The following is a 13,884-nucleotide window of genomic DNA, read 5'->3' on the forward strand; positions in this document are numbered from 1 at the left end:
CTAATATTAACAACACAATACTTAAGCAAGCGGTAATTTCACATAAATGACAACAGTAATTATTTTTAGCATTCTGGGCGGACTTCTACTGCTTTCTATTATATTTAGCTCACTCGCCCATAAGAGACAGCAAGCACTCTCATTAAAAAAAGCCAAAATTAATCAGCTTGGACGAAGCATCTCTGACTTACAGGAAACACTCAACACGGTTTTGCAGGTTGATTCTTCGTACGACTTGATATTGATATTACATCAACAAGTTTTGACGCTCATCGAAAAAAAACTGAATCTAGACCCAGACAACCAACTCACACAACAGCTACTTGAGCAACAAAAACTCCTCAACAGCCAGTATCGAAAGAAACAGAGGCCTGTTGAAGTGTGCAGAGTCATGGTGAGCGATGAAGCCATTAATCTCGCAAACTTTCAACTGCTTCAAGCAACGAAACTACTAAATAAATTTAAACTGAACAAAAAAATATCACCCGCAAAATTCAGCGAACTATCAAACCATATACAAAGACTAAAACTTGATATTGAGGTTGAAAGCCATATCGCGCAGGCTGACCGCTATCTGGAAAGCAAAGATATTGTGATGACCCAGTCCCATCTAAAACAAGCCAGAGAGTCTCTCAGGGCGTTTCCTTTGGACTTTCCGGAAAAATCTCAACTTATTAGAACACTTTCAGAGCGCATCAAAAACATAAACAAGACAAATGCCGTACAAATCTCTGATAACCCGCCACCAGAAACAGAAAATACAAATTCTGACGAGTCCTGTTAACCTAAACATATCCCAATAAAACCCAAAAACAAAAAAAACCGGGCAAGCCCGGTTTTTTTAGCTAGAGTAGCCTATTTGACAACGCTTAAACACGCTCCCAAACAGTAGCAATACCCTGACCAAGACCGATACACATAGTAGAAACACCTAGTGTGCCGCCTTTAGCCTGCATAACATTCAACAGCGTAGTTGAGATTCGAGCACCCGAGCATCCCAGTGGGTGCCCTAATGCAATCGCACCACCGTTAAGGTTCACTTTCTCATCTGCTACATCAATCAGCTTAAGGTCTTTCATGACAGGTAAAGACTGACCTGCGAATGCTTCGTTCAGCTCCCAGAAGTCAATATCTTCAACTTTAAGCCCTGCACGCTTAAGCGCTTTCTTAGTCGCAGGAACCGGTCCATAGCCCATGATTGCAGGATCACAACCAGCAACTGCCATTGACTTGATTCGCGCCAGCGGCGTCAAACCTAACTGCTGAGCTTTTTCAGCAGACATCAACAACATTGCAGCAGCACCGTCAGTTAGCTGTGAAGACGTACCAGCAGTAACCGTTCCACCCTTTGGATTAAAGGCTGGCTTAAGCTTGCTTAACGACTCAACCGTTGTTTCTGGTCGAATAGTTTCATCATCTTCGATAAGCACTTTGAAGCCCTTCTCATCATGCCCTTCAATTGGAATAATTTCGTTCTTAAAACGACCTTCCAAAGTAGCTTCATGAGCCAAACGGTGTGAACGAGCACCAAACTCGTCCTGCATTTGACGAGAAATACCGTGCATTTTAGCCAACATTTCAGCTGTTAAGCCCATCATGTTAGACGCTTTTGCAGAGTACTTACTTGCAGCGGGGTTGTGATCAAAACCTTTAGTCATGGGTACGTGACCCATGTGCTCAACGCCACCCACTACAAATACATCACCGTTACCAGTCATGATTGCCTGAGCAGCAGTATGAATTGATGACATTGCCGAACCGCAAAGACGGTTAACAGTTTGCGCTGATGCAGTGTGTGGTACCTGGGTCAACAACGAAATTTGGCGAGCAACATTAAAACCCTGCTCCATGGTCTGGTTAACACAACCCCAGATCACATCTTCAACTTCATTAGGGTTTGCACCAGGGTTACGCGTAAATAACGCATCGATAAGCGTTGCAGAAAGGGTTTCAGCACGAACATTGCGGAAACAGCCATTCTTAGCACGTCCCATTGGGGAACGCACCGCATCGACTACGACGACATCTTGTGGATTAAGACTCATTAGATATACTCCGTACGATAATCTGTTTCAGCTATTAACCGAAATACTTCTTGCCAGCTTTAGCCATTTCTCTCATACCTTCTGTTGGTTGGTATAGAGCACCCAGATCTGCATATTTGTCTGCGATTTCACAGAACTTATCAACACCCATAGCATCGATATAACGAAGAGCACCACCATGGAATGGAGGGAAACCGATGCCGAAGATAAGACCCATATCAGCTTCAGCTGGAGTCTCAACAATACCATCTTCTAAACAACGAACAGTTTCAATACACAATGGAACCATCATTCGCTCAATGATTTGCTCATCGGTGAACTCTTGCTGCTTCTCAACAATAGGCTTAAGCATGTCATAAACAGACTCATCTACAACTTTCTTCTGCTTGCCTTTGCGGTCTAGCTCATACTGGTAGAAGCCCTTATCAGTCTTCTGACCGTAACGTCCAGCCTCAAACATGACGTCGATTGCAGTTGCGCTGTCATACTTCATGCGATCAGGGAAACCATCTGCCATTACATCGCCAGCATGCTTACCAGTATCCATACCTACTACATCAAGCAAGTAAGCAGGGCCCATAGGCCATCCAAACTTCTCCATAATCTTGTCTACACGCTGATAGTCTGCACCATCACGAACAAGACCAATGAAACCACCGAAGTAAGGGAACAATACACGGTTAACCAAGAAACCAGGGCAGTCGTTAACGACGACAGGTGTTTTACCCATTGCCTTTGCATATGCAACAGTTGTTGCAATTGTTTCTTCGCTCGTCTTCTCACCACGGATAACTTCAACCAGTGGCATCATATTTACTGGATTGAAGAAGTGCATACCACAGAAGTTTTCTGGGCGCTTAAGGTTCTTAGCCAGCAAGTTAACAGAGATAGTAGAGGTGTTAGTTGTCAGTATCGTATCTTCGCGAACCTGATCTTCCACTTCACAAAGAACAATATCTTTAACTTTTGGATTCTCAACAACAGCTTCTACAACCAAGTCTACGTTTTTGAAATCGCCGTAGCTTAGCGCTGGAGTGATATTGTTAAGCACATCTGCCATCTTGGCAGCTGTCATACGCTTCTTATCAACACGTTTGGTCAGAAGCTTTTTAGCTTCACTCAAGCCTAGATCGATACCTGCCTGGGCAATATCCTTCATGATGATTGGAGTGCCTTTGAGCGCAGACTGATATGCAACACCACCGCCCATGATACCAGCACCCAGAACAGCGGCCAGTTTCACATCACTAGCTTTTGGCTCAAGGTCTTTTGCCTTTTTCTTCAACTCTTGATCATTCAGGAAAAGACCAATCAATGATGCCGACACAGAAGTCTTGGCCATCTTGGCAAAGCCTTTTGCTTCAACTTCGATTGCCTTATCACGAGACATTCCAGCATGCTTCTGCATTACCTTAATAGCCTCTACCGGTGCAGGGTAATGAGGGCCTGCCTGACCAGCTACAAAACCTTTAGACGTTTCGAATACCATCATGCTTTCAAGCGGATTAAGCTTAAGCTTGCTAGTCTTCTCTTCACGACGCGCTTTATAGTCAACCTTGCCGTTATTCGCCTGCTTAACCAAGTCGATCGCAGCATCAACCAATGCTTCCGGCTCTACTACCGCGTCAACCGCTCCAAACTTAAGCGCAGCTTCTGGCTTGTATTCTTTTGTTCCGCAAATCCATTCGATAGCGTTATCTGCACCAATCAAACGCGGCAAACGAACAGTACCACCAAAACCAGGGAAAATACCCAACTTGACTTCAGGTAACCCAACCTTCGCTTTAGTAGACATTACACGATAGTCTGTTGAAAGACACATTTCGAAACCGCCACCTAAAGCAATACCGTTGATTGCAGTGACCGTTGGAAAAGGAAGGTCTTCAATATCGCTAAATACGCTATTGGCAGCCAGGTTGCTAGCAATCAGTTCTTCTTCAGGACCAGCAAACAAGTCTGTGAATTCAGTTATATCAGCACCAACGATGAAGCAGTCTTTAGTACTTGTAACTATAAGACCCTTAATTCCTTTAGCACTTTTAAGCTTATCTGTTGCCGCACGCAGTTCTTCGATTGTAAGTCTATTAAATTTGTTAACCGACTCACCGTCTAAATCAAAGTTTAGCTGAGCAATGCTGCCTTCGATCTCTTTAACCGTGATGGCTTTACCTTCGTAAATCATCAACTGTTCTCCAAGCTATTAGTAAGCACTGGCAATTAACATTCATTCACCCCCTTTTGGGAAGATTAAGAATGCAATTTAACCAGCATTGGATTAAAACGGCCCGTTTCAGTGTGTCGAAAAAAGCGTATTTTGCTACAAGAGTGCTAATTCGATTACACAAATATGTAACAATCTATAGCTATTATTCGCCACCGTAATTGGGCGCTCGATTCAAAATTCATACGCTCGTTTGAATCTGGAGCGCACACCATGGAAAAAAATCGACCATTTGTCAATCGTTTCTACAGATTTATACATTCTAGTTGCAATCTGACGTTATTGATAATGTTTAAAAAATATATTTATTAACCTTTATAATCAGTAGGTTATTTAAATATATTAATTAAGATAATTAAAACATCACGCTAACCAGTGCTGAAATTTATTTTAAGATGAAACATTAATTAACAAAAAATTCTTGCAAGGCCTTTGCGCTTGCTTTAGCCTCGGCGATTAAGTATTTGTAACAACTCAATAAAATACTACAATAAAAACTATGTCTGACTTAATGGCAGACTAAATAAATAAATCAGAGTAGCTTTACCTGAAGTCTATTTGATGACGCACCCCGCTCAGGTTTCTCTGCTCAGTGACTAAAATAATAAGACGGAGAGTGTCAATGAAGCTATTCGCCGAATACTTTACGACGACTTATCGGCATTTAGCCAATACCTTTTTTTCAATCGCTCTATTATCAGTGGTAGCAACTGCCAGCGCACAAGAAAATGAAGAGGCAGCCAACCTTCTGAAAGGTTTCCACCAAGCCCAGATACAGTCCTACTTCACCATAAACGCCTTTTATAACTTTAGCGCCAACGACGGAGACAAAGCCCTGTTAGGCGATATTAATGAAGCAATCAATGAAGTTAACACAATACTCAACGCCCTCGAAGCATACCAGTCGGTTGGTTATGTCAAAGAAGACATCTCTATAGCCACTGAAAAGTGGCAACTTTATAAAACCACACTCAATACCATCATCAATGACATTCTTGATCAAGGCTATGCCGACTTACGCTTAATGTCAGATCTTGCACTTCAAAATCAGGATTTCACCAATCAGCTCGCATCGGCTTATGAGAAGGTTCTGCGAGAAACAAACTATAAACCCAACGAAGTTTCATCAAAAAGCCGAACATCAGCCCTGCTAATGGCCAGAATGATGACCAAGTATTCTGCTCGTACAACCTCAAATGTCAGCCAGGTTTTTCAGGGCAGCGAAACAGAAAAGACGATCGACGTACTGGCATCTGACCTAGATCAGCTACTTAAGTCATTGCTGTCAGTCAGCCAAGCCGAACAAAAGGATACAATAAACTCTGTTTTGACTAAATGGGATTTCATAAAGAGCTCGTATATCAATTACAACGAAAAGAACGTTAATTACGTTGTTAACCTTTACTCTAAACGCATTATTGATTCACTCGCAGATACATCAGACCTGTAAACACAGATATACAACTGGATGGCAGAAAAACAACATACTGCCATCCAGCATTTCCAGCTCCTACTTAGACCAAGCCCCTGCCTGCACTAGTTAAACCAAGTTAAACCAAGCTTCTGGCAGCCCCAAGCTCTTAAACCATCGCATGATTTACTCGGTCAAGGGCAAGTTTGATTTTTTCAACGTCTTCAGGCTCACCCGCTTCATTCCAAAATACCGAAGCACTTCCAGTCGTCAGCATTGCAAGACCACATGACGCAGGCAGAACCTGCATGGCTTGAAACACTGCCTCTCGGTCAACACCCGCCGGCACAGATTGATCGGTGAACACCCAAGAGCCACCCTCCTCTTTAAGAATATATAAAGCGCCTTGAAACGCCGTTCTGCGCTTCGAGAAGCTCAAGCTCTCATACAGCATCGTACCCAAAACGATATCTTCATACCTTACCAAGCGCTCTTTAAGCGCCTTATCAGGAACCCTTACCTTCAACCCTTCACGCATAGCCAGCTGTCTTAGCCGCATCCTCTGCCGATCTCTAGCGCTCGGCACTATCCAGAAAACAGAGCCCATTAGAGCCAGCACGACAAGTACTACAATCCATGAAGCCACAAAAACACCTTAATATTAAAAAATTGATGGCGAACAATAATAGTCTAAAAGAAGTTTGCAATCTGCCTTCCCCCCATTAAAGTTATACACATGCAGCAGATAAACCATTAAGAAGGGACATAGATGATGGAATACACCAAAATTTTAGCCGCAATTGACCTTACAGAGGAGTCCACCCAGGTTCTTGATCGAGCAAGCAGCTTAGCCAAGCTATATAGCAGCCAACTTGACATAGTGCACATCATTGAGCCTCTAGGGTACGCATACGGTGGAGACATCCCAATGGACTTAACAGAGGTGCAAACACAGCTGGAAGAGCACGCAAAGGCCTTTCTGGAGGGCGTTGGAAAGAAATATAGCATCCCCAGTGAAAACCAGCATGTCGTGATTGGCAGACCAGAAACAGAAATTCATCGCCTCGCCGAAGACAGCGCGAGCGACCTGGTGGTGGTCGGTAGCCATGGGCGGCATGGCATTCAGCTTTTACTGGGGTCAACGGCCAACGGCATTCTTCACGGTGCAAAGTGTGATGTACTAGCCGTTAGGATTCAGTAACTGGGGCAGGCTCTGCGATTAGGCTCGCCTGATTGCCTAATCGCAAACATATTCAATTGTTATCACCATCCAGAACCGTTTTCAATTTTTGCATTTGACTCTCTAAAGAAAAGCTAACACTAGAGGCCATGGAGAAAAAGCTTAGAAGCGCCTTAAGATTCGAGTCCCCTTCACAAACCGTGTGAATCCTTTGCCACAACGCCTGGTTTACCAGCTGTAACCGCTTATTTCTATCGACAAGGCCTTTCATAGCCCAATCAGGCTCCCGACCACTGCGCATTTCAAAATGCTGCTGAATGAGATATATAGAGACATTTCTCAAAATAAACTCATCGCTTGAGGCAAATGGCATATGGTGCTGTGCCATAGGCTTTAATTCAGACAAAATAGGACACTTGCTGGTAGCCAGCACCAACCCCATGAGCGATCGTAACCCTTCTTCCAACCCAGCATGCTTTGAATAGTTTCTTTCTGGCGTGGTGACTTTTACATCAACCTTTTGAAATGCTGGCTGAGACTTAAAATCTGCTACCAATCGCTGTATATCTAACGCGGCCGGACAATATTTTTCGCTCTTTGCTAACGGGCAATTTGCACACTGGCAGTGCTCTAATCTAGTCCACTCCTCTGCATTTTCATCTGCCCACTCATCAGTTATCTGAGGTCGCTCAATATCAACCTGATAAGCTAGCTGAGTGCTATCACTAAATTCAAAAACATAGTCAATTTTCATTCGCCACTAACACCACTTATAACGATTCCTTAAAAACAAAATAGATCACTCTCTTACCCTTGGGTGTATTTAATCACCGTGGTTTATTTATAGCTTATGTTCAGAATAAACACACCCATCTAATTGATTTATTTTACAATTATTTTATTTTTTAAAGATATTTTATGTAACAGCGTACAACAACTATGAGCCCGACATAGCCTCCAGCTCCACCCAGCGCTCCATTGCGTCATTTAGCTCGCTCTCCACAGACTCAAGCTCAGCTAATTTTGCACTGACCAGCTCATGATCCTGACTATAAAACCCAGAATCGCTCGTTTCGTTTTGAAGCTCATCCAGCTTAGCTTCAAGCTGTTCTATTTTTGCCGGGAGCTTCTCTAATTCCAACTTATGTTTGTAGCTTAGCTTTTTACCTTTAGCAACGTCATTCTTAGTCGTTACTGATGACGACTCAGGCTTCTCGTCACGCCCTTCGGATGAATCCGCCAGTTTTTTGTTTCCGGCCTCCTTACCCAGCTCATCAAAACCTCCAGTATATGAAACCCAGTCAGAATACCCCCCTATATACTCTTGAACCCTCCCTTCTTTTTCAAATACCAAGGTGCTTGTTACTACATTGTCTAAAAAATAGCGGTCATGGCTTGTGATCAATAACGTGCCTTTAAATGAGGTCAATAACTCTTCAAGCAGCTCCAGGGTATCAACATCCAGGTCGTTGGTGGGCTCATCCATCACTAAAATGTTGGCAGGCTTACTGAACAGTTTAGCCAGTAATAGCCGGTTCGTTTCGCCACCTGAAAGCGCTTTTACAGGGGAGCGAGCCCGAGCAGCGGTAAATAGAAAGTCATTTAGATAGCTAATTATATGCCTATCCTTTCCCGCAATAGAAAGAAACTCCCGTCCTTCTGAGACGTTATCTATCACTGTCTTTTCCGGATCCAGCGCACCACGAAGCTGATCAAAGTAAGCAATATCAAGCTTTGTACCCGTTCTAACTTCTCCCTCCGTGGGTTTCAAACGGCCCAAAAGCAACTTTAACAGCGTTGTTTTACCTGTCCCATTCTCGCCAATTAGTCCTATCCGGTCACCTCTCATGACCGATAGCGACAAGTTCTTAATCAGTGGACTCCCGCCAGGATAGGCAAAACTAATATTCTGAGCCTCTGCCACCAACTTGCCTGAGAGAGAGGCCTCTTCTAGCGAAATTTTAGCTTTGCCTTGCTTCTCTCTTCTTTCCTGTCTAATTTTCCGCAAGCTTTCCAGGTTTCTTACCCGCCCCTCATTTCTTGTTCTTCTCGCCTTGATCCCCTGCCTTATCCAGACCTCTTCTTCTGATAGCTTTTTATCAAACAACGCATTTTGACGAGCCTCATCTTCCAATAGCTTTGCTTTACCCTCTAAATACCCCTCATAGTTGCCAGGCCATGATGTTAAATTTCCTCGGTCAAGTTCAACAATCCTAGTCGCCAAACGCTTTATGAAAGACCTGTCGTGACTAACAAAAAGCAGTGCACCGCGAAAGTCTATCAGTTGCTTTTCAAGCCAGGCAATAGCAGGTATATCCAGGTGGTTGGTTGGCTCATCCAAAATCAGCACATCAGGCTCATTAACCAGCGCTTTAGCTAATAAAACACGCCTGCGCCACCCTCCAGAGAGTGAGTTCATCTTGCTGTCGGGATCTAAGTTGAAGCGTTTAATAAGGTGGTCAACCTTGTTATTTAACGACCATCCATCACATGCTTCGATTTTGGCCTGAACTCTCTCAAGCTCAACAAGACTGGATTCAGTAGACGCATGCTCTATCAACTCATGATACGTTGCTATCCAGCCCCCAACCTCATCCAATCCTTCTGCAACCACCTCAAAAACTGTTTTATCACTCGCGTCAGGGATATCTTGAGGCAGCGTACCAACCGTCACGCCATCCCGAAACCTAATCACCCCTGAGTCCGGAAGTACATCACCCGATACAATTTTTAATAAAGAGGACTTCCCTTCTCCATTGCGCCCTACCAGACAGACACGCTCACCCGCCTCTACCGAAAAATTAACACCATCCAGCAAGGGCTTAAGCCCGAATGCAAGACTTACATCATCAAACCTAACGTTTGACATCAAATAAACTCCAACTTATTTTTTATTCAAGAAATAGGGCTTCTAGTTCGCCAAATATTTAATTTTGTCTATTCTTTAAGTGACTTAAGATCACTTAAAGTTGATGACGTTCAGCCTGAAAGCAGGCTATAACGCAAAATATGAACACAGGTTGACGAGAATATATCCTTCCAACCCAGATGACCAGTATAACCTTTTATCCATTCGCATTGAGGCCAGCATGCAGATAACAACTCCAACCAATCATTCTTTCACAGGAGAGCCGCTTTGACTGATCGCAATTACAGCTCCAGTGCAAACAGTCCCGACCTGGATTGGAGCCAAGTACGCGAGACCATAAATATGCTTACGCTAGCAGTAGCTCAAATTGAAAGCACAATGAAAGAGGGCGAACAATCAGTATCCGAACTTACCGAGTCGTTTACCTATGTCGCTTCAAAGCTGAGCAACCTGGCAGAAAGCGGAAAGTCATTGCAGGCATCCAACACCTCTGACCAGGAAAGTATAATTGAGTCAATCAGAGGTGAATCGGAAGACATTCGCTCGCATGTTTCGAACGCGATAGTAGCATTTCAATTTTATGACCGATTAAGCCAAAGATTGGATCATGTAAAACGAGATCTGATGTGGCTGAGCGATGTAATCAGTACCCCTGATCAACTATACAACCCCTCTGCCTGGAGCAAACTTCAAAAAGATATTGCTTCAAACTATACAATGGAGGCTGAGCGAATAATGTTCGAGCACATTATGAAAGGGGCCACTATTGAGCAAGCCCTGGAGATCTACAAGCATCATTTCAATAAAACCCTGGATGAAAACGGAGACACCTCAGGGGATGATATAGAGCTATTCTGACACCCAGACTCGATGCCAGTGCAGCTTACCTTAAGACTGTCTTTCCAGCACCTCGATAGAATCCCCTACCGTTAAATGCCCCTCTCCCCGATGCACAAGGTTCTGGCCAAAGCAAACCCCATACTCATTTCGCCTATAACCAGCCAGCGTTTTTAACGGCTCTTTTCCATGTTTTAGCGTATTTTCGTCGATGGTTGTCATGATACACCGTGAACAAGGCTTCACCACATCAAACTCAATACCTCCCACGCGTATTTTTTTCCAGCGATCTTCTTCATAGGCGTCGCAGCCGGAGACCACCAAATTAGGCCTAAATCTGGACATACCAACCGGGTTATCAAGCCGCGTGTTTAAATCATTAAGGGAGGCTTCTGAGATTAATAAAAAGGGAAAACCATCGGCAAAACTGACTCGCTGATTATAATCTGCATACTCTCTATCCACCTGTCGAAATGACCGATCAGGCATATATACAAGACGGACTTTTTTGTTCAATATCCCGGAGAACCAGTCCCCAACCTCAGAATGAGCCGCTAATACAGAAACCTCATCCCCCCATACTTTAACGCTGCACGTCTCGGTAAAGTCATTAGGGGACACGCTTAATTCCTGATTACATGAGCTCTTAAATGCTAAAAGCCCATCGGCATCCTGAACCCCAATCGTCCCCATAACAGGGTGCTTACGCTGACTGATAAACGTGCCATCCTCGTCAACCAACATCCAGCGCCGATCATTTTTAATACCAAAATCATCTACAACAGCACTGCTAAGCGACACACCTTTTAGCGACTTAACGGGGAATTTATTGATAGCGGTTAATTTCATTATATTCTCGAGTAAAAGAGCTCAAAAGAAGCAAAGTATAAAATTAAGAGGGGGACTACGATAAGTAGCACGACAATAATTGTGATAGTGAATGTAATGTAGAAAGGTGATTTAACGCAAGCCCCTTATTTAGAGGCCATTAACTTGAAACGCTCTTTAATCTATCTTGCACAACAACAGCTAACTCATCTGGCTGAAACTTCGATAGAAACCCATCACAACCAACCTTTTCCACCATCGCCTGATTAAAGCTGCCACTCAAAGAGGTATGCAGCACTACATAAATATCCTTTAAGCGCTCATCTTGCCTTATCGCCGTGGTCAACATATAACCGTCCATTTCGGGCATTTCTGCATCGGTAATCACCATTAACAGGCTGTCAATCTCTCCCTTCTCCGCCCACTCCTTAAGCATATTGTGCGCCTCAAGCCCGTTTGTCGCGCAAACAACTTCGAGCCCTAACTTCTCGACCGTGCTTCTGGCCTGCCCTATGGCAACTGGCGAGTCATCAACAATAAGAACCCTTCGCCCAACCGCATTTGAGAGCACTTCATGATCTAATATATCTTCCGATATATCAGTGTTGTAAGGCACGATCTCAGCCAATACCTTTTCAACGTCAATAATTTCGACCAGCTTATCTTCATAACGCGTAATCGCGGTAAGGTAATGGTTTCGCCCAGCCCCTTTGGGTGGCGGCAGGATATCTCCCCAGTTCATATTAACAATTCTGTCCACTCCACCGATAAGAAATCCTTGAACCGTCCTATTGTATTCAGTGACGATGATAGTCGAATCGCTTGTAGGCTTTATAGCTGGCATTTTAATGGCCATACTCAAATTTATTATTGGCACTGTCCTGCCACGCAAATGCGTAACACCACATACGGCGGGGTGCTCATGAGGCATTTGTGTCAAGCTCGTCAACTTAAGCACCTCTTGAATTTTAAACACATTAATAGCGAAGGTTTGACGCCCATTTAAGTTGAACATCAGCAACTCTAACCGATTTTCGCCAACTAACTGGGTTCGCTGATTAACAGAGTCTAAAACCCCGGCCATGCACACCTCCAGGAAAACACAATAGATAAAACATCTGATTTATAAACACTTATCATCAAGTGTAGATCAAAATAGTTACTTATATGAACGTTGATTAAATAAAATAGCGACAGGTAGATGTAACTAAAGGGACTTTTTAAGATTAGTAATCTATAAAATATAGATACTAGGGATGTAAAATAATATTTGGAGCGGGAAACGAGATTCGAACTCGCGACCCCAACCTTGGCAAGGTTGTGCTCTACCAACTGAGCTATTCCCGCTTAATAGAATTGGTTTCTGATTTGAACTTAGTATCAGCTAGATAATACCGACGAAACCATCTTTCAACTTCCAGCCGAATCAACAAGTTATAAAACTTAAAGCCCGTAATCTCGAAGTGGTGCGTATTATAGGGAGGTGAATTTTATGTTGCAAGCCCTATGTTAGTTTTTTTAGCAGCGAGCTTTTACTATCAGGAATAAGGCAGAAAGGTAGCACGGCTATTTTCATCGCCTACCTTTCAAGCCCAAAGGGTTTGGATCTATGGTTGCATTAATATATGAATGGCTCGCTTTAGGATTGCGCGAGTTTTTACTTCATCTATATCACCGTCACTCACAATCCCCTCATAAAGAAGGCCTTGAACAGAGCTTATAATAAACATGGCGTCTTCTTTCGGAGCTGGCGCATTCGCGGCACTTAAAAAGTCGATGAGCCGACTGTACCAGACCCCTCGATACTCTCTTGCCAGCGGCTTAAGGCGCTCATCTCTGACCGCCTCAAGTAAAAACGCCATCTCTGCAAGCAAATCTTCTTTTCTGAACTTAACTTGCGCCCTGATATAGGTGACCCCCATATCAATCAGGTCGTTGGAAAATTTCTCTCTTACTTCAGTACTTTCGTGAATTTTCTTTACATCGTACTGACTCACCAGCTTATTCAGCTCACCATAAAACAGGTCGAGAACCTGAAGGCTTTTTTCAGCAAATAGCATAAACGAATCACTAATAAGCTCTTCAATATCCTTAAAATAATAAGTCGTAGATGCGAGTGGCACATTCGCTTCTTTAGCTACAGCCCTGTGCTTAACACCCCTGATCCCTTCGCGTGAAACAATTCTCAGTGCAGCCTCTAAGATCTCTTTGCGCCGATGCTCACTCTTGGCTCTGGCAGCTTTTCGCCCCTGGTACTGAATAGAGCTTTTTAATGACTCAAACTCGTTCGTCGTTACAGCTGTTTCGGTATTCATGATTTAATATCCAACTTACCTGCGTTGAGAAAAAATTCTACTGATTTGTTTTTTTCTTTTTAACAGCAGAATGACTAAAATTTGTTCCATTCTATCAAAATACCAGCAGTCACAACATTGACTTATTCCCGTTTTCACTGGTTTTTCGAATTTGTTACATTTATAGAGACCTCTGCAC

Annotated in this window: 12 protein-coding genes and 1 tRNA gene; 4 read left to right on the forward strand and 9 right to left on the reverse strand. The window is 43.4% G+C overall.

All coding sequences use genetic code 11. The annotated features are described in order from the left end of the window. Positions 1-46 precede the first annotated feature (46 nt). The gene (locus tag MY523_RS09225; RefSeq protein WP_250658482.1) at positions 47-784 is read left to right on the forward strand and encodes a hypothetical protein; all 738 of its coding nucleotides are present in this window, start codon (positions 47-49) and stop codon (positions 782-784) included. 85 nt (positions 785-869) lie between these two features. Here the strand turns inward: MY523_RS09225 and fadA are convergent, their stop codons facing one another. Both fadA and fadB read right to left on the reverse strand, forming a co-directional pair. Further along, on the reverse strand, positions 870-2,045 hold the full coding sequence (gene fadA / locus MY523_RS09230) for an acetyl-CoA C-acyltransferase FadA (RefSeq protein WP_250658483.1): 1,176 nt from the start codon (positions 2,043-2,045) through the stop codon (positions 870-872). A gap of 34 nt (positions 2,046-2,079) precedes the next feature. After that, positions 2,080-4,227 carry a fatty acid oxidation complex subunit alpha FadB gene (fadB, locus tag MY523_RS09235; protein WP_250658484.1) on the reverse strand — a complete coding sequence of 716 codons (2,148 nt, stop codon included), beginning with the start codon at positions 4,225-4,227 and terminating at the stop codon, positions 2,080-2,082. Positions 4,228-4,888: 661 nt separating this feature from the next. Between fadB and MY523_RS09240 the strand changes: the two genes are divergently transcribed. Continuing rightward, positions 4,889-5,716, forward strand: coding sequence for a hypothetical protein (locus tag MY523_RS09240; protein ID WP_250658485.1), 828 nt, complete (start codon positions 4,889-4,891; stop codon positions 5,714-5,716). Between the two features lie 130 nt (positions 5,717-5,846). Here the strand turns inward: MY523_RS09240 and MY523_RS09245 are convergent, their stop codons facing one another. Next, positions 5,847-6,323 (reverse strand): hypothetical protein, encoded by a 477-nt coding sequence (locus MY523_RS09245; RefSeq protein ID WP_250658486.1) that lies wholly within the window; start codon positions 6,321-6,323, stop codon positions 5,847-5,849. Between the two features lie 123 nt (positions 6,324-6,446). Between MY523_RS09245 and MY523_RS09250 the strand changes: the two genes are divergently transcribed. Beyond that, on the forward strand, positions 6,447-6,878 hold the full coding sequence (locus MY523_RS09250; RefSeq protein ID WP_250658487.1) for a universal stress protein: 432 nt from the start codon (positions 6,447-6,449) through the stop codon (positions 6,876-6,878). Positions 6,879-6,930: 52 nt separating this feature from the next. Here MY523_RS09250 and MY523_RS09255 read toward each other — a convergent pair whose 3' ends face one another. Together MY523_RS09255 and MY523_RS09260 are read right to left on the reverse strand one after the other, a co-directional pair. Then, the gene (locus MY523_RS09255) at positions 6,931-7,611 is read right to left on the reverse strand and encodes a DUF6901 family protein (protein ID WP_250658488.1); all 681 of its coding nucleotides are present in this window, start codon (positions 7,609-7,611) and stop codon (positions 6,931-6,933) included. Between the two features lie 183 nt (positions 7,612-7,794). Beyond that, positions 7,795-9,726 carry an ATP-binding cassette domain-containing protein gene (locus tag MY523_RS09260; RefSeq protein WP_250658489.1) on the reverse strand — a complete coding sequence of 644 codons (1,932 nt, stop codon included), beginning with the start codon at positions 9,724-9,726 and terminating at the stop codon, positions 7,795-7,797. Between the two features lie 267 nt (positions 9,727-9,993). On the opposite strand from MY523_RS09260, the gene MY523_RS09265 reads away from it, so the two are divergent. Then, positions 9,994-10,584, forward strand: a complete 591-nt coding sequence (locus tag MY523_RS09265; RefSeq protein ID WP_250658490.1) for a hypothetical protein — start codon at positions 9,994-9,996, stop codon at positions 10,582-10,584. 30 nt (positions 10,585-10,614) lie between these two features. Here MY523_RS09265 and MY523_RS09270 read toward each other — a convergent pair whose 3' ends face one another. The 4 genes from MY523_RS09270 to MY523_RS09285 all read right to left on the reverse strand — a co-directional run bounded on the left by MY523_RS09270 (position 10,615) and on the right by MY523_RS09285 (position 13,706). Continuing rightward, a complete protein-coding gene (locus tag MY523_RS09270) occupies positions 10,615-11,412 on the reverse strand; it encodes an MOSC domain-containing protein (protein ID WP_250658491.1) in 798 nt (265 codons plus the stop codon). 139 nt (positions 11,413-11,551) lie between these two features. Beyond that, entirely contained in the window at positions 11,552-12,475 is a 924-nt protein-coding gene (locus MY523_RS09275) for a chemotaxis protein (protein WP_250658492.1), read from the reverse strand. 187 nt (positions 12,476-12,662) lie between these two features. Next, positions 12,663-12,738, reverse strand: a tRNA-Gly gene (locus MY523_RS09280). A gap of 260 nt (positions 12,739-12,998) precedes the next feature. After that, positions 12,999-13,706, reverse strand: coding sequence for a TetR/AcrR family transcriptional regulator (locus MY523_RS09285; protein WP_250658493.1), 708 nt, complete (start codon positions 13,704-13,706; stop codon positions 12,999-13,001). Positions 13,707-13,884: the final 178 nt, after the last annotated feature.

The organism is Alkalimarinus coralli (assembly GCF_023650515.1).
GTDB lineage: Bacteria > Pseudomonadota > Gammaproteobacteria > Pseudomonadales > Oleiphilaceae > Alkalimarinus > Alkalimarinus coralli.